The 22,490-nt window shown below is 40.5% G+C and carries 18 protein-coding genes; 4 read left to right on the top strand and 14 right to left on the bottom strand.

Annotated features, from left to right (window positions below; translation table 11 throughout):
• Positions 1 to 85: 85 nt before the first annotated feature.
• From AC1TO9_RS02110 to adhE, 4 genes are all read right to left on the bottom strand, one after another.
• The gene (locus tag AC1TO9_RS02110; RefSeq protein ID WP_482058232.1) at positions 86 to 2,173 is read right to left on the bottom strand and encodes a stalk domain-containing protein; all 2,088 of its coding nucleotides are present in this window, start codon (positions 2,171 to 2,173) and stop codon (positions 86 to 88) included.
• Positions 2,174 to 2,564: 391 nt separating this feature from the next.
• Complete coding sequence (pflA, locus tag AC1TO9_RS02105) at positions 2,565 to 3,305, bottom strand: pyruvate formate-lyase-activating protein (protein WP_482058231.1); 741 nt, start codon at positions 3,303 to 3,305, stop codon at positions 2,565 to 2,567.
• A 47-nt stretch (positions 3,306 to 3,352) separates the two neighbouring features.
• The gene (gene pflB / locus AC1TO9_RS02100; protein ID WP_482058230.1) at positions 3,353 to 5,614 is read right to left on the bottom strand and encodes a formate C-acetyltransferase; all 2,262 of its coding nucleotides are present in this window, start codon (positions 5,612 to 5,614) and stop codon (positions 3,353 to 3,355) included.
• Between the two features lie 261 nt (positions 5,615 to 5,875).
• Entirely contained in the window at positions 5,876 to 8,491 is a 2,616-nt protein-coding gene (gene adhE, locus AC1TO9_RS02095) for a bifunctional acetaldehyde-CoA/alcohol dehydrogenase (protein ID WP_482058229.1), read from the bottom strand.
• Positions 8,492 to 8,809: 318 nt separating this feature from the next.
• On the opposite strand from adhE, the gene AC1TO9_RS02090 reads away from it, so the two are divergent.
• Positions 8,810 to 9,526 (top strand): Crp/Fnr family transcriptional regulator, encoded by a 717-nt coding sequence (locus AC1TO9_RS02090; RefSeq protein WP_482054829.1) that lies wholly within the window; start codon positions 8,810 to 8,812, stop codon positions 9,524 to 9,526.
• A gap of 100 nt (positions 9,527 to 9,626) precedes the next feature.
• Here the strand turns inward: AC1TO9_RS02090 and AC1TO9_RS02085 are convergent, their stop codons facing one another.
• The 8 genes from AC1TO9_RS02085 to AC1TO9_RS02050 form a co-directional block, all read right to left on the bottom strand.
• Positions 9,627 to 10,412: a formate/nitrite transporter family protein gene (locus AC1TO9_RS02085; protein WP_482055245.1), complete on the bottom strand. Its 786-nt coding sequence runs from the start codon at positions 10,410 to 10,412 to the stop codon at positions 9,627 to 9,629.
• 85 nt (positions 10,413 to 10,497) lie between these two features.
• Positions 10,498 to 10,818 (bottom strand): nitrite reductase small subunit NirD, encoded by a 321-nt coding sequence (nirD, locus tag AC1TO9_RS02080; protein ID WP_482054828.1) that lies wholly within the window; start codon positions 10,816 to 10,818, stop codon positions 10,498 to 10,500.
• Between the two features lie 64 nt (positions 10,819 to 10,882).
• Positions 10,883 to 13,324 carry a nitrite reductase large subunit NirB gene (gene nirB / locus AC1TO9_RS02075; protein ID WP_482058228.1) on the bottom strand — a complete coding sequence of 814 codons (2,442 nt, stop codon included), beginning with the start codon at positions 13,322 to 13,324 and terminating at the stop codon, positions 10,883 to 10,885.
• Between the two features lie 221 nt (positions 13,325 to 13,545).
• Entirely contained in the window at positions 13,546 to 14,265 is a 720-nt protein-coding gene (gene ric / locus AC1TO9_RS02070; RefSeq protein ID WP_482058227.1) for an iron-sulfur cluster repair di-iron protein, read from the bottom strand.
• Between the two features lie 163 nt (positions 14,266 to 14,428).
• Complete coding sequence (locus tag AC1TO9_RS02065) at positions 14,429 to 14,746, bottom strand: winged helix-turn-helix transcriptional regulator (RefSeq protein ID WP_482054825.1); 318 nt, start codon at positions 14,744 to 14,746, stop codon at positions 14,429 to 14,431.
• 242 nt (positions 14,747 to 14,988) lie between these two features.
• Positions 14,989 to 15,957: a sugar phosphate isomerase/epimerase family protein gene (locus AC1TO9_RS02060; RefSeq protein ID WP_482054824.1), complete on the bottom strand. Its 969-nt coding sequence runs from the start codon at positions 15,955 to 15,957 to the stop codon at positions 14,989 to 14,991.
• 55 nt (positions 15,958 to 16,012) lie between these two features.
• Positions 16,013 to 17,095: a Gfo/Idh/MocA family protein gene (locus AC1TO9_RS02055; protein ID WP_482054823.1), complete on the bottom strand. Its 1,083-nt coding sequence runs from the start codon at positions 17,093 to 17,095 to the stop codon at positions 16,013 to 16,015.
• The gene (locus AC1TO9_RS02050) at positions 17,088 to 17,855 is read right to left on the bottom strand and encodes a sugar phosphate isomerase/epimerase family protein (RefSeq protein ID WP_482058226.1); all 768 of its coding nucleotides are present in this window, start codon (positions 17,853 to 17,855) and stop codon (positions 17,088 to 17,090) included. Before AC1TO9_RS02050 ends, AC1TO9_RS02055 begins: the two co-directional genes overlap by 8 nt.
• A gap of 159 nt (positions 17,856 to 18,014) precedes the next feature.
• Here AC1TO9_RS02050 and AC1TO9_RS02045 point away from each other — a divergent pair, with 159 nt between their 5' ends.
• A complete protein-coding gene (locus AC1TO9_RS02045; RefSeq protein ID WP_482054821.1) occupies positions 18,015 to 18,836 on the top strand; it encodes an AraC family transcriptional regulator in 822 nt (273 codons plus the stop codon).
• 216 nt (positions 18,837 to 19,052) lie between these two features.
• Here AC1TO9_RS02045 and AC1TO9_RS02040 read toward each other — a convergent pair whose 3' ends face one another.
• Positions 19,053 to 19,370 carry a hypothetical protein gene (locus AC1TO9_RS02040; protein ID WP_482058225.1) on the bottom strand — a complete coding sequence of 106 codons (318 nt, stop codon included), beginning with the start codon at positions 19,368 to 19,370 and terminating at the stop codon, positions 19,053 to 19,055.
• A gap of 107 nt (positions 19,371 to 19,477) precedes the next feature.
• Here AC1TO9_RS02040 and AC1TO9_RS02035 point away from each other — a divergent pair, with 107 nt between their 5' ends.
• Together AC1TO9_RS02035 and msrB are read left to right on the top strand one after the other, a co-directional pair.
• Positions 19,478 to 20,092, top strand: a complete 615-nt coding sequence (locus AC1TO9_RS02035) for a TVP38/TMEM64 family protein (RefSeq protein WP_482054819.1) — start codon at positions 19,478 to 19,480, stop codon at positions 20,090 to 20,092.
• Positions 20,093 to 20,200: 108 nt separating this feature from the next.
• Positions 20,201 to 21,169 carry a peptide-methionine (R)-S-oxide reductase MsrB gene (gene msrB / locus AC1TO9_RS02030; RefSeq protein ID WP_482058224.1) on the top strand — a complete coding sequence of 323 codons (969 nt, stop codon included), beginning with the start codon at positions 20,201 to 20,203 and terminating at the stop codon, positions 21,167 to 21,169.
• A gap of 98 nt (positions 21,170 to 21,267) precedes the next feature.
• Here msrB and AC1TO9_RS02025 read toward each other — a convergent pair whose 3' ends face one another.
• Entirely contained in the window at positions 21,268 to 22,281 is a 1,014-nt protein-coding gene (locus AC1TO9_RS02025; protein ID WP_482058223.1) for a dienelactone hydrolase family protein, read from the bottom strand.
• Positions 22,282 to 22,490: the final 209 nt, after the last annotated feature.

The following is a 22,490-nucleotide window of genomic DNA, read 5'->3' as shown; positions in this document are numbered from 1 at the left end:
AGCTACGACCGTTTTCCGTCTTCACGAAAAAATAAAGAGACCTCATACTTCTACGAGGCCCCTTATGATTACTACAAATATATTATTACTTTCGTTCAGGCATTTGTGAAAACACTAGATTCACTGGCAAATTACTACCTGGAGCAGCTGTGAACCAAATCTCAACGCGTTGCTCTTGTGCACCTGTGCGATAAACGACACTATTGTCATAAGGAGTCATGAGTGATCCTGCGACCCCACTGCCATCAGGAACAGATACGATATTCCCATTCACCAAGATCATTCCCGAATATTCTCCCCCACGTGGATTAAACGTGATCAGTGTATTCGGAGCTACTCGGTTCATATTAATCTTATACATAACCCCAAAGTTACCCCGATTGGACTCTACCTCACCTGTCATAGGGTCCACACCAACCAGATTGGGATCTCCGTTATTATCGCCCAAAGAAATACGGGCAGGAGTTAAACCAACTACATCATCGTACTCAATAATACGTGTTGAATCAGAATATGTCCCACGAGTATGAACATCTCTTTCAAGATCCATTAAGTACGGAAGACTCACAAAAGGATCTTTATTCGCTTCAAGCATGATGACTGTATATTCAATAGGTGAATCACTAGCCACATCAGCTAATAATGAAATTACTTGCGTCGGAGTCATTTTAAGTGCATTTAGTTCGTTCAGAATAATTTTGCTTTCACCCGGAGCAATCGAAACGGACTCTTTCACTAAAGGATTTTGCATGGATTGGAAATAACGTTGCACCGACAACTTACCTACTAGTGCTGCATATATATTCGGACCAGCAAATCCAGAATCTAGAATATCAATCGTTGCTGGTAATTCATTCTTATTCGTAGCTATGACATACATTTTCACATCAACGGCCAAAGCATTAACGTGATGAATCATAAAGCGCGCTTTTCCTTCTGACGTCTCACGGTAAACCACACCTTCGGAATAGACTGTTTCAGGGCTGTTACTACGTAGCAACGTTACCGGTTCTGAAGACACTCTATACGGCACCTGATTCATCGCAGGTATATTGGCACCATCAAATCTGTATTGACCTCCGATAGGTATAAATAATTGATTGAAATCTGGCTCACTGTATAAGCTTTCATTCGTAATATTAATTGTTTTCTCATAATATCCTTCTGCGCCATATCCATCTGTTACCTTCAGTTGAATCTTGACTGGACCCGCTTTAAAGAAGGCCATCTGTTTGTTCATCCAGTCTCTTTTTACAATATTATTCTCATCATCCGTACTTTGATCTTTTATTGTAATGAGTTCACCCATTTTATACTCATCTTTATCTGTCGTAAACATAGCCACAGGTGGTAAATTAGGGGCTTTGACTACGATTGTCAATGTATATGGATCGCTCCATTCTCCGTTACTATCACGCACAGAATAAGTTACCTCGTGAGTTCCAATCTCCTGAAAGATATCTTCCCGCCCTTCCCAACGTTCCTCAACGATAGGCAGTCCTTTAGGCGATGATGCGTAAGTTACATAAGTCACCGTTGTCTCTCCTGCAACAACCACCTTTTGCTGGATCGTAAACGAAGCAGCCGGCTTTGTTACAAGACTAAGAACAACTCTCTTTTGTACGCCATCATAGATATAAGGAATATTGAGTGCTTGTGTAATAGACGTCAATGGAACCATAAATATATTATTGTCCTGATATGCCGCTCCTTTCATTTCTTTCGAAACACCATTCACGGTATACTTATTACTGTCGGTTTTGAATCGTAATTCATTATCACCACTTATAATAATAGTTTCTTTAGTCGTACTGTTATACGTAAGATTAAGACCAATACGATCTACCATTGAACGAAGAGCAACATAAGAAACACCCTTCTTCACCGTCATAGGGCGACCCGCTGTATATGTCTTGCCATCTTGAAACATTTCAGCACTGTTTATCATCATGATTAATTCATTTGAATGAACTGAAGCACTTTGTGTTTCATCTGTTTCGATTTCCGAGGAAATATTCGAAGGTGTAGCCTCATCGGTATCTGTTCCATATACCGCTTGAGTAACTGCTTCGCTTTGCTCTACTGGAGTGGTACTTTCTGCATTTACTGGACTAACTAACATAATTTGCGTTACTGTAAAAATTGCTAAAAAGGTAATCTTCTTGAAATTCATTAGTATGCTCCCCTATTCCCTATTTCTGACTAATTCTAATTCTTATCTCACATTAGTAATAGACGCAATCTAACACAAAAGGTTGCTAATAAGCAACAATGTAAATACAACTATTTAATGCCTCGCACATTCCAAACCTCTTCAAAAGATTATCTACCCTGCTGCACAAGTAGAAACGGCAATACCGTCCTTTTTCAAAGACGGCACCCGTTTCAGCGGAATTATAAGGAATAGAGTATCAAGAATCAATTTCATAATTACGCAACCCGATATAACTGCATCGGCGATTATGAAATTGATTCAAGTGAAACTTATACTTTCTTATATTTCAAGAAAAAGAGGATGCCCCTCAACCCTGTTTCATGGTTTCTGGGACACCCCCACTATTAAACTAATTTACGACATATAGTTGCTTACGACCTTCTTCAATAAGACGATAGGCACGCTGAACTTCTTCTTCCGTAGGAGAAGGAACACCCTGTAGTGGATATTCTTTACCCATGGCTTCCCACTTGTAGACACCCATCTGATGATACGGTAGAATCTCAAATTTCTCTACTCCATTTAGCGTTCCAATAAACTGACCTAGATGGAGAAGATCCTCTTCTTGCTCATGAATACCTGGAACATACACATGGCGTATCCACATCTTATGACCATGTTCTGATAACCACTGTGCCGTTTTGAGCGTCTTCTCATTACTTCTAGCAGTTAACTTGATATGTTTCTCATTATCCATGTGTTTGATATCTAACAGTACCAAATCAGTAACATCCAGTAAATCTTTAATTTTATCCGGATCATTAAATCCGTTACTATCTAAAGTCGTATGAAGATTCCAACGTCTCTTAACTTCCTTAAATAATTCAGCAACGAAACGGGATTGTAAGCTAGGCTCGCCTCCCGATACCGTAAGACCGCCTCCAGACGAACGATAGTAGCTGATATACGGCTCAATCTCTGATAAAGCTTCTTCAACAGTCATTTCTTTGCCCTCATTCATCCCCCATGTATCGGGGTTATGACAGTATTGACATTTCATCAGGCAACCCTGCATAAATAGGACAAAGCGGATACCTGGTCCGTCAACCGTCCCGAAGGTCTCCAGAGAGTGTACATGTCCTTTAATCATATGAAGTCACCCCTCCCGCATCCGCTGTCTTAAAAGTATATTACTAATTACATCGCACCGTGGAATGTGCGATTGATAACATCCAATTGTTGTTCACGAGATAATTTAATGAAGTTAACTGCATATCCTGAGACGCGAATCGTCAATTGCGGATATTCCTCTGGATGTTCCATCGCATCCATCAATTGTTCACGATTAAATACGTTGACATTAAGATGGTGCCCACCGCTGCCAAAGTAACCGTCCATCATTGCAACAAGATTGGATTTGCGTGTGTCTTCTTCTTTACCCAATGCTTTCGGTACGATAGAGAATGTGTTAGAAATACCATCCAAGCTATCTTCATATGGAAGCTTAGCAACAGAGCTTAGCGAAGCCAAAGCACCTTTCTTATCGCGTCCGTGCATAGGGTTAGCACCTGGTGCGAATGGTTCTCCTGCTTTACGTCCATCTGGTGTAGTACCTGTTTTCTTACCATAGACTACATTAGAAGTAATCGTCAAGACTGATTGTGTTGGCAACGCGTCACGGTAAGCTTTGTTCTGACGAATCATACCCATGAACGTCTCAACTAATTCAACAGCAATGTTATCTACATTATCGTCATTATTACCATAGCAAGGATATTCACCTTCAATGATAAAGTCAACAGCGATCCCTTGCTCATTACGAATTGGTTTGACTGTAGCAAATTTGATCGCACTAAGTGAATCCGCTGTAACAGATAGTCCCGCAATACCACAAGCCATTGTACGAAGAATATCACGATCATGCAGAGCCATTTCAATTCTTTCGTAAGCATATTTATCATGCATAAAGTGAATAACGTTTAGAGAGTTCATATATAGCTTAGCTAACCATTGCATCATAGGCTTGAAACGTTTCATCACTTCATCATAAGTGAGAACGTCGCCAGTAATTGCTGGGAATTCCGGTCCAACTTGCGCTCCAGATTTCTCATCTACACCGCCGTTGATTGCATACAACAAACATTTAGCAAGGTTGGCGCGAGCACCAAAGAATTGCATTTGTTTACCGATGCGCATTGCGGATACACAACAAGCAATACCGTAGTCATCGCCATAGATTGGACGCATAAGATCATCGTTCTCATATTGAATGGCACTCGTCTCAATAGATACTTTAGCACAATATTTCTTAAATGCTTCTGGAAGTTGTTCTGACCATAACACTGTTAAGTTAGGTTCAGGAGCTGCTCCTAAGTTGTACAATGTGTGCAGGAAGCGGAAACTGCTCTTCGTTACACGAGTCTGTCCATTGACAGACATTCCTCCGATGGATTCTGTGACCCATGTTGGATCTCCACTGAACAATTCATTATAGTCTGGTGTGCGAAGGAATTTAACGATACGCAACTTCATAACGAAATGATCGACCAATTCTTGTGCTAGTTCTTCCGTCAAAGTACCTTCTGCTATATCACGCTGTACATATATATCAAGGAATGAGGATACGCGTCCGAGGGACATCGCAGCACCATTTTGTTCTTTAATTGCAGCCAAGTATCCAAAATATACCCATTGGAATGCTTCTTTAGCTGTCTTAGCAGGTTCAGAAATATCAAACCCATGCATATCGGCCATCTTCTTCAATTCAGCAAGGGCACGAATTTGTTCTGAAAGCTCTTCACGTTGGCGAATAACAACTTCATCAATTACATCAACTTCTAATTCATTCAGTTCACGCTTCTTGTCTTGAACCAAGAAGTTAATACCATACAGTGCTACGCGACGATAATCACCAATGATCCGTCCACGGCCGTAAGCATCAGGAAGTCCTGTAATAATACCGGCTTTACGAGCCGCTCTCATGTCTGATGTATAAGCATCAAATACACCTTGGTTGTGAGTTTTACGGATATCAGTAAATGTTTTAATAATATCTTCGGAAAGTTTGAATCCATAAGCTTCACAAGCGTCAATCATCATGCGAATGCCGCCTTGCGGTTGAATAGAGCGTTTGAACGGAGCATCTGTTTGTACACCAACAATTTGCTCCTTATCTTTGTCTAAATAGCCTGGTTGGTGCGAGACAATCGTAGCCGCTGTATTGACATCAACATCTAATACACCACCGTTATCTCTCTCTTGCTTCGTTAAGTCCGATACAATTTTCCACAGTTCTGTTGTATTCTGCGTTGCTCCAACTAAGAAGGTTTCATCACCAGCATAAGGTGTAATGTTTTTGAATATAAAGTCATTCACATCGACCTTTCTAGACCATTTCCCCTCTTTGTAACTTCTCCAACCTGACTGTACCTTCTTCATTTCTTTTTCAATAACCGACATAATAATCCCTCCATCTATATATTTATATTTCTGTTAGAGATCATGAGTTTGAAGGTATCTCAGGTCTCTTGGATCCTAGAACGTAATTTTTTTCACAACCAATATAAGTAATATTATTCTAGAATCTTTATCTATCATTAGCTTACTTTAAATACTAGTAAATAACTGTGACAAACATCACTTTTGAGGTGATATTTGTCACGTTAAATTAAAACTTATTCAATTATACTTATTAGCTATTCTTTTGCTATTGATGCTGCTTTATTCGAATCTTCCGTAGAACGCATCTCTATACACATCTGCAAGTTCTGTAACTAATGGCATCTTAGGATTGGCTGTTGTACATTGGTCTTCAAAGGCACGATCTGCCAAGTATTCAACACCAGCTTCAAATTCCTTAGGATCGAACCCTAATTGTTGGAACGATTCCTCGATACCCAGCGTTTTGTTCATTTTACGAATAGCATTAATTAAGCTATTAATACCTTCTTCAGTCGTACGTGCAGGCAATCCGAGGATGCGTGCAATTTCAGCATAACGTTCGTCAGCTACAAAGTGTGAATATTTCGGGAATGCTGCGAACTTCGTTGGTTTCTTGGCATTGTAACGAATGACGTGTGGCAACAGGATTGCATTCGTACGACCGTGAGCTGTGTGGTATTTACCACCCCATTTATGCGCTAAGCTGTGGTTAATTCCTAAGAATGCATTGGCGAATGCCATCCCCGCAAGGGTTGATGCATTATGCATTTTCTCACGAGCCAGCTTATCACCTTCCAATGCCGACTTCTCAAGATATTGGAACACCAATTGGATCGCTTTAATCGCAAGCCCATCTGTGTAGTCGCTAGCCATAACGGATACATAAGCTTCGATGGCATGTGTTAATACGTCCATACCCGTATCAGCTACCGCTACCCGTGGTAACGAGTACACAAACTCTGGGTCAATAATGGCTACGTCTGGTGTTAATTCATAATCCGCAAGTGGATATTTAGTATTGCCTTGATTCTTATCTGTAATAACTGCGAATGAAGTCACTTCTGAACCCGTACCCGACGTTGTTGGTATAGCTACAAACTTAGCCTTTTGACCAAGACGTGGATATTTGTAAATCCGTTTGCGAATATCCATGAATTTTAGTTTCAAGCCATCGAAATCAGCTTCTGGATGTTCGTAGAATAACCACATTGCTTTGGCAGCATCCATAGGAGATCCACCACCGAGTGCAATAATACAGTCAGGTTGGAATCTATTCATCATTGCAGTACCACGATCTACTGTATCTGTCGATGGATCTGGCTCTACTTCAGAGAACACTTCAATAGCAACAGGCGTTTGACGTTGGCGAAGATAATGTTCAACCTTCTCAACATATCCCAGTTTCACCATCATAGGGTCTGTAATAATGGCTACACGAGTAATTTCAGGCATTTTAGCAAGGTATTGTGTTGCACCTTTTTCGAAATAAATCTTGTTAGGAACTTTGAACCATTGCATATTCACGGTACGACGTGCCACCCTCTTTATATTAATTAAGTTAGCTGCCCCTACGTTAGTAGAAACGGAGTTACGACCATAAGATCCACAACCAAGTGTTAATGATGGTAAATTGGTATTATAGAGGTCACCAATGGCACCGTGGGTCGAAGGAGAGTTCACAATAATCCGACCTGTTTGCAGACGATCCGAGAACTTCATGATAACTTCTTCATTATTCGAGTGAATAACAGATGAGTGACCCATACCACCAAATTCAACAACTTCAGCTGCGCGAGTAATACCTTGTTCGGCATTTTTCACTTTATAACAAGCTAACACAGGACTTAATTTCTCAGCAGACAATGGATACTTCGTACCGACACCCTCAATTTCTGCTACCAAGATCTTCGTTCCAGCTGGAACTTGAATACCAGACATTTCAGCAATCTTAACCGCAGATTGACCTACAATAACAGGATTCACTGCACATTTGTCTACGTTCATAGCGCCGACTGTCAACTTAGCAACTTCTTCTTTATTTAGGAAGTAACAGCCATTTGCGATCATCTTTTTCTTCACTTGATCGAATATAGGTTCTTCTATAATAACAGCTTGTTCAGACGCACAAATCATACCATTATCGAATGATTTCGAAAGAATCAAGTCTGTAACTGCTTGATCAATATCGGCACTTTTCTCGATGAAGCAAGGAACGTTACCAGGCCCTACACCAAGCGCTGGCTTACCACAGCTATATGCTGCCTTAACCATTGCAGAACCGCCTGTTGCTAGAATAAGAGCAACACCTGGGTGATTCATAAGGATATTTGTTTTATCCATCGTTGGCTCTTCAATCCATTGGATACAGTCGGCAGGTGCACCTTGTTTCACAGCTGCTTCAAGTAATATTCTTGCTGCTTCACTACTGCACTTTTGTGCGGATGGGTGGAAGCCGAATATAATTGGATTACGAGTCTTAATGGATATAAGCGCTTTAAACATCGTTGTCGCAGTTGGGTTCGTCACAGGAGTGATTCCCATTATTGTACCGACAGGCTCAGCGATTTTTTGGAAGCTGTCATATTGGTTATCTTCGATCACGCCTACTGTCTTATCATTCTTTATGCTGTTATAAATGTACTCTGTTGAGAACATATTCTTAATGATCTTATCTTCATAAATACCTCTGCCTGTTTCTTCCACTGCTAATTTGGCTAAGTACATATGTTGGTCTGAACCAGCGAGTGCCATTGCTTTAACAATTCCATCAATTTGTTCTTGATCCATCTTCATAAACGCTGCTTGTGCTTTATCTGCCTTGTCAATTAGAGATTGAATATATCCCTCTGCCGTCCCTTGTATCTTCTCTTGGATAACTTCATTTTTAACTGCCATTTCATCTCATCCTCCCAGTAAATATATGGTTATCTCTTTCTTGATTTCATCATATCATAGCTCTTTGAAAATTAGTAGTGAAATATTTCACAATCATATAATTATTTTTCATAGCGCTTACATTTCTATTATGTCCGTTTTTACCCATTTTGCAGACTTTATCAATATTTCTCCTTATTAACCTCACTTAAAAGTGAAATTTATCACAAAGTTTTATAATTCGCCACTATTAAGGGTATTTATTCCCCCACAAATGTGATTTTTAAGGGTATAATTAGTTTAAATTTAACAGAAAATTTAGGATAAGGGGTTAAGACTATGACTGCATATATCAATGTTATCGAAGCCCGTGGAAATACAAGCTGTTTTTCTGAATCCAATTTTAATCATCTACTAGTCGCTATGAAGGATCGCATTATTCCTGAGGGATCACATCTTTTTTGGGAGGGTGACTTGTCAGATAAACTTTATTACATCAAGCGTGGTCGGATTAAGTTGACCAAATCTACAGACGAAGGTAAAGAACTTATACTATATATGTATCAGACAGGAGATTTGGTAGGTCAAGCCGATCTATTCTTCAGCACCAAACATAGCTTTAATGCTGAAGTGCTCGAAGAAAGTGAAGTTGGTGTCATTGAACATAAAGATTTGGAAATGTTGATCTGTCAGCATTCTGAATTCTCTATTGATTTCATGAAATGGATGGGCATCCATCATCGTCTAACACAGACTAAATTTCGTGATTTGATGTTGTATGGTAAGCCAGGTGCCCTTTGCTCCACTTTAATTCGACTTGGTAACACGTATGGTGAGAAGCAAGGAAACAATATACTCATTAACAAAAAAGTGACCCATACCGATTTATCCAACATGATCGGCGCCACTCGTGAAAGTGTCAATCGGATGCTTAGCGATTTACGTAAAAAAGATGCTGTAGAATATGATGGCGGACTGATCGTTATTAAGAATCTTACTATGCTACAAGAGATCTGCCACTGTGAGCTTTGCCCGGCTGAAATTTGCCGGATATAGGAATACAATACGATTTCAAGGACGCCTAACGGCGTCCTTCTTCATGACAAAAAGACGACAAGCCAGTTCTCGATGGCTGTCGTCTTTTTGTAAAAAAACCTTATTTCTTTTTACTCCGTACAGGTGAAATAAACCAGTATGCCGTACCTACGAACAGACCTCCACCTACAATATTCCCTAATGTAACAGGGATCATATTATGCAACCAGCCCGCAATTGAAATAGTCTCTGGGTGATTGGGTAGTAAAGTCGCCAGACTGAGCAGCGTCATATTAGCGACACTATGCTCAAATCCACTCGCAATAAAGGCAAATAGGCACCACCAGATGAGTATTAATTTCGCAACTTCTTCTTTTGCACGCATTGCCATCCAGATCGCCAAGCATACTAACCAGTTACAAAGAATCCCCCTAAAGAACAATTCCATAACAGGCAGATTCATCTTTTTTGCGGTTGCCGCAAAGAGTAAGTGCTCCGCAGGGATGTCCTTGAATAACCCTGCACCTAGAACTAGTAAACTCAGCACAATAGCACCTAATAAATTCCCTATAAATACGATAGTCCAGTTCTTAAGCGTATCCCTAATAGTAGTCTTACCTGCCAGTGTACTTACCACAAAGAACATATTATTTCCCGTAAATAACTCTGCACCAGCAAATATAACTAATGTAAGTGCAATCCCGAAAGCAGCTCCCATAACGAGCGGTTGAAAGGCAGAGTTGATTGCAGCTAAGGGTGCACCTAGTGAGAAGATTAGAATAATCCCAATCCCTATATAGGCACCTGCTAATACAGCAGCTATCATGTATCGTATTAGACTTTCATTCATTTTTTCTTTTCTCTTAACAGCTGCCTCTACGATGGTTTCTACACTTTGTGTATACAGGTGGATCACCTCTTCAATGAGTATAAGCGACATCAATGTGATGGATTACTATACCTTGTCTATTTGGATTTGTAATCCATCATCATTATAATCCGATTTGAATTTCTCCATTCTTCACAATAACAGGATACGTCGCAACTTGTCCTGTATCTGGCGCTTGCACCTTACCGGTAATCAAATCAATTTTCCAGTCATACAAAGGATCATAAATATAATGTCCGGATACAATCCCCTCGGCCAATGGGCCTCCCTTTGGGTGTGGTGACTTGTTCGCTACAGCATATACATTCCCGTCCGTTGTACGGAATATAGCGATCTCCTGATCTTCAATAATCACAACTCGGCCTAGTTGCACCAAGCACTCATCAAGCGAACCTACAGAATAATAATTCGTTGTCATTTCCATTCGAGTAATCTCCTCTCTAAATAACACTTACAGTGCGAGTTTTGCACAACCTCTGGTCACATCATTATTTAACAGCTGTTGCCGTTGTATGATCTTCAAATAATGCTGTACGTGTTTTGTCATCATTAAGCATCTTTTTCCATGGATCTTCTACTTGTTGTAGAGCAATTTCAATTCGTTTAACAAGTTCCTTACGATTATCCTCATTGTCCAATATAACAGATTGAATCTGCTCAAGACCGATCCGCTCTACCCATTCGGAAGTTCTTTCTAGATAATTACCCGTTTCCCGATAGTATTGCATAATAGCTCCACAAATTTCAATCAGTTCTGCATCTGTCTTCACTTTACAGAAGCTGTCGGCAATCCGCGGCTTGATCCCGCCATTACCTCCGATAAAGACTTCCCATCCTCCATCATTACCTACAATACCGATGTCTTTCGTACAAGCTTCCGCACAGTTTCGCGGACAACCATTCACAGCGTATTTAAATTTCGCAGGTAAATCCAGGCGTTCGAATTTACGTTCTAATAGTTCTCCCATAGCCATAGAATCTTGTGTTCCAAATCGACAGAATTGGGAACCGACACATGTTTTGACCGTACGTAACGATTTAGCATATGCATAACCGGAAGGCATATCAAGTTCTTCCCATACTTTTGGCAGGTCTTCCTTCTTTACGCCAATGAGATCCAGCCGCTGCCCACCCGTAACTTTAACAACCTTAACATCATACTTCAAAGAAACATCCGCAATTTTCTTGAGCGCCTCTGGTGTCGTTACACCACCATACATCCGAGGAACGACCGTATACGTTCCATCTTTTTGAATATTCGCATTCATTCGTTCGTTAACAAAGCGCGATTCTTTCTCATCTTCATGAGTCTCAGGATTTAACATGTTCAAGTAGTAATTGATTGCTGGGCGGCACTTGGAACATCCCTCTTGATTACTCCAACCAAGTACATTCATGACCTCACGAGTTGTGGATAATCCTTTAGTGGTAATCTCTGCAACTATTTCATCCCTATTGAGTGTCGTACAATCACAAATACCTTCTTTCGTAGCTGTCTTGAATCCGTCCCCTAGAACATACTGTAAAATTTGTTCAACAACGGGCTTACATCCTCCGCATGAACGAGTAGCTCCCGTACAAGCTTTAATTTCATCTACCGTCGTTAAGCCTTGATCTGTAATTACATCGACAATCGCCTTTTTAGTAACGCCATTACATCCGCACACAATCTCATCATCTGCCATTGTCTCTATCGATGATTGCTTATTAGCGCCGCCCCCACTGCATCCAGTTCCCATGATCGTACTATAAATATCATCCGTCATTTCAGATTGTTGCTTAATCAATTTTTGTAAATTTGCAGACTCTGTTACATCACCGAACAGCACAGCTCCGACAATGACATTGTCACGCAGAAGAATTTTCTTATAGGTTCTTTTCCACTCATCTTTAGTAGAAATCACGGTATGTTCAGGTCCTTCAACAAACTCACCTGCAGAGAACACATCGACACCAGATATTTTAAGCTTCGTCGCGACAATAGAACCTTCATAAGGAGATGTGGCAACTCCACATATATGCTTAGCCAATACATGCCCTTGTTCAAATAAAGGCGCTACGAGTCCGTAACACACTCCCCGATGTTCCGTACACTCACCGACGGAATACACATCTTCTAATGAAGTACGCATGTAGTCATCTACAACAATACCTCGTCCTACTTCCATATCACTAGCTGTGGCAAGCGCTATGTTCGGTTTAATACCTACCGCCATCACAACAAGATCAGCATCCAAAATACTTCCATCACTGAAACGCAATCCACTTACTCGTTCTTCTCCAATTAGCTCTGAGGTTTGTTTGCCCATAGCAAATTTTATCCCTTGACGTTCCAATTCTGCCTGCAACATTGAAGAGGCACTACGATCTAATTGGCGCTCCATAATATCTTCCATTAAATGGACAACCGTTACATCCATCCCTAGATTCACTAGCCCTTTTGCCGCCTCTAGACCTAAAAGCCCGCCACCGATGACAGCGGCCTTCTTATACTTCTGAGCAGCATCCATCATTTGGTTACAGTCATTAATATCTCTGAAACCGATAACGCCATCTTTATCACTCCCAGGAATCGGTAATATAAAAGGATTCGATCCTGTCGCGATGATGATCTTATCATACGTCTCCGTCATACCATTGTCCGTAGTCACTAGCTTATTTGTCGGATCAATATGTGTCACCGTCGTTGTCGTGTGCAGTGTAATTTGATTATCTGAATACCAGTTCCAATCATTCAATACAATATCATCGACCGTCTTGCTACCTTCCAGTACGTAGGACAGCATGATTCGGTTATAGTTAGGATGTGGTTCACTACCAAATACCGTAATATCAAATGAATCACTAAGTTTTAATATTTGTTCAACTGTACTTATGCCTGCCATTCCATTCCCAATCACCAATAGTTTGTCTTTTTTCTTTTGTTGCATGTTTGGAAACCCTCCTTCTGTTCCTTACCTTATAATATAAGTTTAACATCTTAATAAATATAGATTGTGATTTGATTCACATATAATGTGAATATTATCACATATATGTTCACATTTTAAACTATATCCATCTATTTTTAACGTCAATTTCATTGACATCAACAGAAACAGCGAAAAAGGATAGATTTGGATTCTCAATCTCTATCCTTTTTCACTATCCATTAAGCTTGAAAACGTGGAAATAAAATATTGTTCTCCAAATGCACATGTTCAAATGTCATACGCTCTAGCTCTGCTAGTCTTTCATACGTGATACGATATGTAGTACACGCGTGAGCTGGAGGTGTGAAGTCATTCGTGATTTCCCTGATCTCTTTTAAAATATCGCCAGCTTGGTCATGCTCATCTTCTAATTGCGCAATTGAATCTTGAAGTTCTTTACTTGTAGACTCTTCAAATTGTTGTTCTAGAGCAACCATTCGTGGGAAGAATCGTTCTTCTTCATCCGCTGTATGCTCAAGCAACTCATCTTTTAATCTTGTATACAGAACGTATAATTGTTCCAAATGTAGATCATGATTGCCATGAACTCGGTTAACTCTCGTAACATTCTTATTTATTTCAGGAAGTTCTTCACGCAAGTAATCATGATGTTTTCTTACAATGTAATCAATCAATGATGGAGAGTCCATTTCTACGAAATTCTTCATACCATCCTTATCACCGTCTAGACCTGGGTGCTTAGCAACTAATTGATTTAACTCCTCTACTACTTGATCAATGTCCAGACCTCTTTCCTGAACGGCATCCATAAGTGGGCGCTTACCACCACAACAGAAGTCAATTTTATGAGCGCGGAAATAATCACTAGCCTTTGGAAACTTTATAACAATATCACTTACGATATGATCAGCGCTGAAAACAAGAGCTTCAACCGACATGATTCATTCCTCCTAGGTATCTATTCAAGTCTTACCTATTCAGGCTATACCTAGGAGGACAGCAGGGTTGTGATTGTAATCACGAGGGAAATTAAAAAAAACCTCATTTCAATTAATGAATGAGGTTTCAAAGTCGATACTTCTACTCGATTTTTCGTTTCGCTTAATCGATCCAACTCTCTGCCCAAGATTGGATCTGATCCATAACAGGCTTTAATCCTCTGCCTTTATCCGTTAATTCATACTCAATACGCACCGGCGTTTCCGGATACACATGACGAATAAGTATTCCTTCTAATTCCAAGTCCTTCATCCGTTCTGATAACATTTTATCACTCATGGAAGGAATTAAATTAGAAATATCTTTAAATCTCTTCGGTCCACTCATCAGTCCCTGAATGATTAACCCATTCCAACGCTTGCCCAAAAAAGAGAAAGCCGTTTCAAATCGCGGACACATCTGTATATGATCAATCTCCATGACCCCTTCACCTCTTTGTAAATATACTTTAATATCTGGTAAATAACTTAATCATATCATCAGAAAGCTTTCGTTTAGTAAGTATATTTCATTTTACCACATTCATCATTTTTTTAAAACATTCAATTGAAATTTTCACAGTATACTCCGTCTATTTTCAACTTTATTTCTCTAGTTCTTATATAAAAAACGACTACCTTTCGGTAGCCGTTCTCCATTTACTCTCAGAGTACAAAGTATTTCTATACCCACCACATATCGCCAAGCGGCTCTTCAATGAGAACTTGTTGAAGATTCTGAACTGCCTTAGAGAAGCCTTCCTCAACGGACATCAGACCATCTTCATGTTCAATACTTACGACATAATCATAACCAACTAAACGCAACGCGCTCATGATATCAGCCCATGTTTTGATGTCATGACCATAACCTACGCTACGGAACTGCCAAGCACGATCAAGCATTTTCTCATAGGATTGCATATCCGTAAGACCATGTTTATTCACATTAATTGGATCAATCACCGTATCCTTCGCATGGAAATGATGAATCGCTCCTTCACGACCTAGAATGTGTATAGCCTGTACTGGATCAATACCTTGCCACCACATATGACTTGGATCTAGGTTAGCACCAATCGTCTCACCCGCTGCTTCACGCAGACGAAGAAGAGTAGCTGGTGTATGCACGGAGAATCCTCCATGAAGCTCAAGTCCGATCTTTACATGATGATCTTTAGCAAATTTAGCTTGTTCAGTCCAATAAGGAATAACCTTATTCTCCCATTGCCATTTCAATATCTCTTGAAAATCATTCGGCCAAGGCGCAACCGGCCAGTTCGGATATTTAGCATCCTCGTGGTCACCAGGGCATCCAGAGAAAGTATTCACTACAGGTATTTCAAGCTTCTCAGCAAGTAGAACCGAATTCACGAAATCATCGTGATCCGCCTTCGCTAGATGCTTCTGTGGATGAAGCGGATTACCATGACAGCTAAGCGCACTGATCGTAAGTCCACGTGATTCTACTGCTCTTTTGAAATTCTTAAGTTCTGTCTCATTGTTCAGAAGATCCGCTGGGTTACAATGTGTCTTCCCTGGATTTCCACCCGTTCCAATTTCAACAGCCTTCAGACCTTTTGAAGCTACATAGTCTAACGCATCCTCTAACTTACGACCACCGAACAACACCATAAATACTCCTAATTTCATTGTTACTCCCCCTTATTCTCATTCATACTTCCTAATAGTATAGACTTTTTAGAATTTATTCAAAATATACAGCTTTACCTGTCTTAGCAGATTCATAGATCGCTTCTAAAATTTCAGTTACGACCAGTGCTTGTTCAGGTGTAACGACAGGTTCTGTATCATCAATAACCGCTTGCAACCATAATCTTGCTTCACGATCTGAATCAGATTCCGTTTCTCCAGAGTAGAACGCAACGCCACCAGCGCCCAAATCTACTTTTGTCTCATATAGACGACTTAAGTTCTCACCATTAATAGTCAGACCATCCTTCATATCTGCTCCGCCTTCAGTACCCGCAAGTATCGTCTTCGCTTCGCTGAAATCACGTACATTCAGAGCCCAGCTGGATTCAAGTACGATAGTAGCTCCATTCTCCATCGTAATGAAACCGAAGGCAGAATCTTCTACTTTGAATTCTTTAGGATCCCATGGTCCAAAAGCATTCGCTGCATTCTCACGATGTCCAAGCTTGTGGAAAGTCGATCCCATAACACTTTTCGGTTTGTAATTATCCATCAACCATAATGTCAAATCAAGTGCATGCGTACCGATATCGATAAGCGGACCCCCACCTTGCTTCTCTTCATCAAGGAATACACCCCAAGTTGGAACAGCACGACGGCGAGTTGCCAATGCCTTACCATAGTATACTTCACCTAGCTCACCATTCTCACACAATTGCTTCAAATGTTGACTATCATCACGGAATCTATTCTGATATCCAATCGTAAGCTTTTTACCTGTACGCTTTGCAGCTTCTAGCATTTCTCTTGCTTGTGCGGCTGTTTTGGCCATTGGCTTTTCACACATAACATGTTTGCCAGATTCAAGAGATTCAACCGTGATCTCAGCATGAGAATCGTTCGGTGTACATACGTGAATAACATCGATACTTTCATCCTTAAGTAACTCACGGAAATCAGTATACACTTTGGCACCCTCAACACCGTATTTCTCTGCCGCTTTGTCTGCACGTTCTTGAACGATGTCACAAAAAGCTACCAATTCTGCATTGGATTGTTTCGCAAGACTCGGTAAATGTTTACCTGTAGCAATTCCTCCACAACCGATAATTCCAATCTTCAATGTTTTAGACATGTAAGATTCCTCCATCTTTCATGTTGTGTTTTATCCAATTCATACTTGTAGCAATACACTCGAGAGGTGGATTCAGACAGAAATCTTGTTCTACTATAATCCATTCTGCTCCTACTTGATCAGCAGCTTCAGCAATGGCAGCTAGATTGACTTCACCTTGTCCAAATTCAACGGTTAGTGGAGAGCCATCCTCTTGTCTCTTTACATCTTTCCAGTGGACAAGCGGTAATCTATCCGCATATTTATGAATATACTCTACAGCATCAAATCCTGCAAAGTGCACCCAGCATGTATCCATTTCAACTTGAAGCAAAGTTGCTGGCACTGCTTCATACATTGCATCAAATACAGTCTTCTCACCATAAGACTCCGTGAATTCGAAATCATGATTATGATACAGAAGAACCATATCTTGTTCTTTACACTTCTCACCAATAATCTTAAGTTTTGCGAATACATCATCCCATTGGCGTTCTTCTTCAGATAAATAAGGAACGATAATGTACTTATTACCAATTTCTTTATTATACGTAATAATCGAATCCAAATCATCCAGCATACTTGCGTATTGTGTATGTGTTCCAATAGCTACAAGACCATTCTCGTCCAGCAACCTTTTAACTTCAGAACTGCTACGTCCAAAGAAAGTATGAAATTCTACACCTTTGTAACCAAGTTCAGCTATTTTTTTTAGCGTACCTTCAAAATCTTGTTCCATTTGGTCGCGAACGGTATAGAGTTGTAATCCCACGTTCAGCATGACTGATCCACTCCTGTATTAAATAGTATTGTATCTAAACTTCATTTGTACTATCTAATTACATAGTAATATGAATTGCTTTATTTTAAAATGAATAATATGATTGAAACATGAACAATCTGGTCATAATTTTCTATTCATCTGAAAGGAGACTTCATAATGACTCTCGAAGATTCTTGTCAAGTGCATGTAGCAGGATATTCCTTCCATACAAAACCCTACTATACCTCGCAATTAGATGGCGTAAAAACATACTTAATGCGTTTCCAAACAGATGGACGTTGTCGTGCGCGATATGACGGTAAATTGGGCATGATTGAGACAGGTGATTTATTACTTTATTCACCAGGTGAACCCTATGAGTTAAAAGTGGATCACGAAATCAATTCACTCGGTGAATTGATGATTGACAGTGCTGATTACCATGTTTTCTTCGGAGGAGAATGGATAGACCGATGGTGGAAATCCGAAACTCGACCTACTCGTATGAATTTCCCTCTCCATGAGAGCTTCTTAAGCTTATTCCGACAAATTGCACTCGAACAACGCCGCATCGTAAATCCATTTCCTGAGATTTCAGGATACTATATGAGAATTCTATGCTTAGAAGTGGATCGTTTGCTTAAAGAACAGCCCAACACTACCCCAAAGACCCATTTAGCATATCAGATCAAACATTATATTGAGGAAAATGCTTCATATATGTTTAAACTAGAAGATGTCGCTGCTTATGTAGGAATTAGCATCTCTCGAGCTGTCCACTTATTTAAACAAACATTCGATACCAGCATTATGCAATACACGCTCGACGTAAAACTCGATATGGCAAAAGAACGCATTATATTCAGCCCTCAGTCTCTTGAAAATGTCGCAGAGACTTGCGGATTTGCGAATTACACATATTTCCATCGTGTGTTCAAAGCAAGATTTGGAATGTCTCCCAGACAATTTCGTACCGCTAATCGCGAACAACTGAAATAACGGTTATCAAGTAGAAACGGCAATGCCGTCCTTTTTCAAAGACGGCATCCGTTTCATCGGAAATATAAGGGATAGAGTATCAAGAATCAATTTCATAATTACGCAACCCGATTTGACTGCATCAGCGATTATGAAATTGATTCAAGTGAAACTTATACTTTCTTATATTTTTAAAAAGTGGTATGCCTTTTTTAGTTTCAGGTATACCACAACCCCTTAAACCCTTTTTGAGATCGCTTCGGTAACAACAAAGCCAAGATCATCATTTCCAAAAAGCGACAGCATCCCTAGCACTGTTTCATCTGGAATGTCGCCTGCCTCTTCTTTAGATACCGTCAACTCCATCACTTTTATTAATTGTTCATTATGAACTTGATGTGGATAGGCTTCATTATATAATTCCAATGGATCTAGATTATTATTAATGCACCACTGAGCAAAGACCAGTATCATCATATCCTCATCTTCGCGATAATTCTTCTTAACCTGTTCTTCTAAGGATAATTTCATCGATCTGTTGTATTCCTCGTCCATTCGTTTCAACCTCTTCCCTACCCAATTTTTAGCCTTTGTACTTTTCTACATTATAGCAAAGTTTGATATAATATCGAAAATCCATGTTAACGAAAGGATCATCTCTCATGAAAAAGTTGCTGCCGCTGTTACTCTATGTACTCATATTGGGAGTAGCCTTTATATACAAATCGAATATTTGGAGCTGGTTCAACGATAATAACTCTCTAACCGTCTTGATTCTAATCGCTACTCTGTTAGCCATCTTCCCCATTCTCCCGTATAAAGTAGTCATTGCTACTCTGGGATATGCTTACGGAACGGTATTTGCATCGCTCATTGCTTGGTTGGGAACCATGCTCGCCGGAATTGTTGTGTATGGGATCGTCAGGTATGCCTTTCGTGAACAAGGGAGGCGCTATCTAAGCAAGCAACGATCTGTTCATTCGTTTACGACATTAACCGAGACTCATCCCTTTTTAGCGATCACCATCGCTCGTCTATTGCCTATTTTGCCACAGATGGGTGTGAATATCTTCGCCGGTGTCGCATCTATTTCTTTGTGGACCTACACCCTTGCCTCAGGTCTCGGGAAAATTCCGGGCATCATTCTTTACGCCTATTTAGGAGGGAATCTCATGAGTCATCCCTTTACCTCCTTCATCGTGCTGTCGATTTACCTGCTATTGATCATCTTGGTTCTTATTGTATATAGAAGAATTTCTCGTAGGGCAGAAGTCTGAATCAGTTCGATGAACAACGAAATTCTCTTCCTCCTTGGTTCTAACTACTAATTGAATTATAATAGAAGTGACTTAAATTATTCACAGTCAAAGAAACGGAGTGAAATCGTGAGCAATTTGCAATCAATTACACATGAGAAGGCTACTTTTGCAGGTGGATGCTTCTGGTGCATGGTAAGTCCGTTTGAAGAGCTTCCAGGAATTATTAAAGTGGTCTCTGGATATACAGGTGGACATACGGTCAATCCAACTTATGAAGAAGTATGCACGCATACTACAGGACATGTCGAAGCCGTTGAAATAACTTACAATCCGAATATTTTCCCATACGACAAATTGCTGGAGCTTTTCTGGCAACAGATTGATCCTACCGATGCAGGCGGGCAGTTCCATGACAGAGGCGACTCTTATGCTACAGCCATCTTCTATCATAATGAAGAGCAACGTGAGAAGGCAGAACGATCGAAACAAACATTGGAGCAAAGTCATCGTTTCGATAAACCTATTGTCACTCCGATTGTGCCAGCTAAACCTTTCTACGATGCGGAAGAACATCACCAAGGCTATCACAAGAAAAATCCAGGACATTATTATCGCTACCGCAAAGGATCTGGACGTGAGGACTATATCCAAGCCCATTGGTCAACTCCAGTGGATAAAGAAGAATTGAAGCAACGTCTAACACCTATTCAATACGCGGTAACACAGAACAACGGAACAGAGCCCGCATTCCAGAACGAGTTCTGGGCCCATGAGGGTACCGGAATTTATGTTGATGTTGTATCGGGAGAGGCCTTATTCAGTTCACTTGATAAATTCGATGCCGGTTGCGGCTGGCCAAGCTTTACACGCCCGCTTCGTGACTATGTGGTTAAAGAGAAGACCGATTCAAGCCATTTTATGATTCGCACAGAAGTACGTAGTAAAGAAGCGGACTCCCATCTAGGCCACGTGTTCAACGATGGACCTGATCCTACGGGTCTGAGATATTGCATTAACTCTGCTGCACTTCGATTCATCCCCCTAGAGGATCTCGAGGAAGAAGGTTATCCAGAGTACCGTACATTGTTTGAATAAAATATAAAAGGCACTACAAGACAAGCCAGCGATTTCCTCGCTGGCTTGTTAGCTTTTGAATGTATCGTCGAATCGGCCTAGCACAACAAGTCATACACTCACCTATTATCGAGTACCCTACTCATCCAATCATAAGAGCGTCTCCCACTAACCTCATGACCTCCCGGAAATAGATCACTTTCTAATCTTTCCTCTACTCCTTCAAGAGTGTAAATCTCTTTCAATTGTTGGACTGTCTGCTCAAAACCTGCAGCTGGAAAAATATGATCTTTATTGCCTGATTCCACAAAGAGATGTCTAGGTGCAATCAAGCCAATCCATTCAGGACGCTCCGCATAGTTCATAATTCCTGGCGTATAGTTATCAATGCAATGACGTACATGCAATATGCTGTCTCTAAAAGTATTAGGGAACCCCATAAGTACCGTCGCCTTAACCCGATCATCCAACGCAGCTACAACGGATGCGATCAACGATCCACCTGAGAATCCCATGACACCAATTGCCTCAGGATTCACCTCAGGACGATCCATAATATACTGAAGTGCAGCCTGTGCTTCACTTACGCGAAGTCCGGTCAACGTCTTGCCCACCATCAAAAGACCTACGGAAATTCTGTGACATGAATTCTCTATATTCGGATCTTTCTTCAGATCTGACAATAACCTCCGCTCTGCGAATCCTACAACGTCGGGTGCTATAACTACCATTCCCCGTTTCACAAGCTCTACTGCAAAATGTTGATGATTACTCGCTCCACTTTCTTTAGGAGTACCGTCTGGGTTCAAACCAACAATTTCTCGGCTGCCGCCATAGCCGTGTCCATGGATAGCAAGCACTGCTGGCATATTGGCATGAGCCCCCTCTGGAATAAGTACATATGCTCCGAAGGTCAATCCAGGTGTCGCTGATAACTCAACGCGTTCTCTCACATAGCCATCGCATATCGTCCGTTCTAATAGTACTGGAACATGCTCTTTATTTGGTTCGAAAGAGCCGTTCAATTGCTGCAATAGCTGTTTGAGCCTTATTTTCCGTTCCATTGACGTCTCTGACTCAGTCCCTGCCTTATGCTGATTCACAGCCTCATCGTATAGACTTTCTAATAACAAATCCGCATTCCACATGATCCACCATCGCCTGCTCTCTGTTCAGAATTATGAAGTATATCTTCTTATCTACACTCTAGAGAGGTTCGACTACTTTCTTCTTTTCCCTCTATAAATACAAAAAAACCACAAAGTTCATATTAAGAACTTCGTGGTTATCTTGGATTAGACACGATGACCCTGTACTTCATTAACCTGCGTATCAGAGTATT

This window comes from Paenibacillus sp. Y916 (genome assembly GCF_056786435.1).
The sequence above is the reverse complement of the archived record's forward strand: the minus strand, read 5'-3'. Positions and strand labels throughout refer to the sequence as shown.

Bases quoted from the DNA above. Each gene is read 5' to 3' on its own strand.
- AC1TO9_RS02110 (WP_482058232.1), bottom strand. From the start codon at position 2,173: ATGAATTTCAAGAAGATTACCTTTTTAGCAATTTTTACAGTAACGCAA.
- pflA (WP_482058231.1), bottom strand. From the start codon at position 3,305: ATGATTAAAGGACATGTACACTCTCTGGAGACCTTCGGGACGGTTGAC.
- pflB (WP_482058230.1), bottom strand. From the start codon at position 5,614: ATGTCGGTTATTGAAAAAGAAATGAAGAAGGTACAGTCAGGTTGGAGA.
- adhE (WP_482058229.1), bottom strand. From the start codon at position 8,491: ATGGCAGTTAAAAATGAAGTTATCCAAGAGAAGATACAAGGGACGGCA.
- AC1TO9_RS02090 (WP_482054829.1), top strand. From the start codon at position 8,810: ATGACTGCATATATCAATGTTATCGAAGCCCGTGGAAATACAAGCTGT.
- nirD (WP_482054828.1), bottom strand. From the start codon at position 10,818: ATGGAAATGACAACGAATTATTATTCTGTAGGTTCGCTTGATGAGTGC.
- nirB (WP_482058228.1), bottom strand. From the start codon at position 13,324: ATGCAACAAAAGAAAAAAGACAAACTATTGGTGATTGGGAATGGAATG.
- ric (WP_482058227.1), bottom strand. From the start codon at position 14,265: ATGTCGGTTGAAGCTCTTGTTTTCAGCGCTGATCATATCGTAAGTGAT.
- AC1TO9_RS02065 (WP_482054825.1), bottom strand. From the start codon at position 14,746: ATGGAGATTGATCATATACAGATGTGTCCGCGATTTGAAACGGCTTTC.
- AC1TO9_RS02060 (WP_482054824.1), bottom strand. From the start codon at position 15,957: ATGAAATTAGGAGTATTTATGGTGTTGTTCGGTGGTCGTAAGTTAGAG.
- AC1TO9_RS02055 (WP_482054823.1), bottom strand. From the start codon at position 17,095: ATGTCTAAAACATTGAAGATTGGAATTATCGGTTGTGGAGGAATTGCT.
- AC1TO9_RS02050 (WP_482058226.1), bottom strand. From the start codon at position 17,855: ATGCTGAACGTGGGATTACAACTCTATACCGTTCGCGACCAAATGGAA.
- AC1TO9_RS02045 (WP_482054821.1), top strand. From the start codon at position 18,015: ATGACTCTCGAAGATTCTTGTCAAGTGCATGTAGCAGGATATTCCTTC.
- AC1TO9_RS02040 (WP_482058225.1), bottom strand. From the start codon at position 19,370: ATGGACGAGGAATACAACAGATCGATGAAATTATCCTTAGAAGAACAG.
- AC1TO9_RS02035 (WP_482054819.1), top strand. From the start codon at position 19,478: ATGAAAAAGTTGCTGCCGCTGTTACTCTATGTACTCATATTGGGAGTA.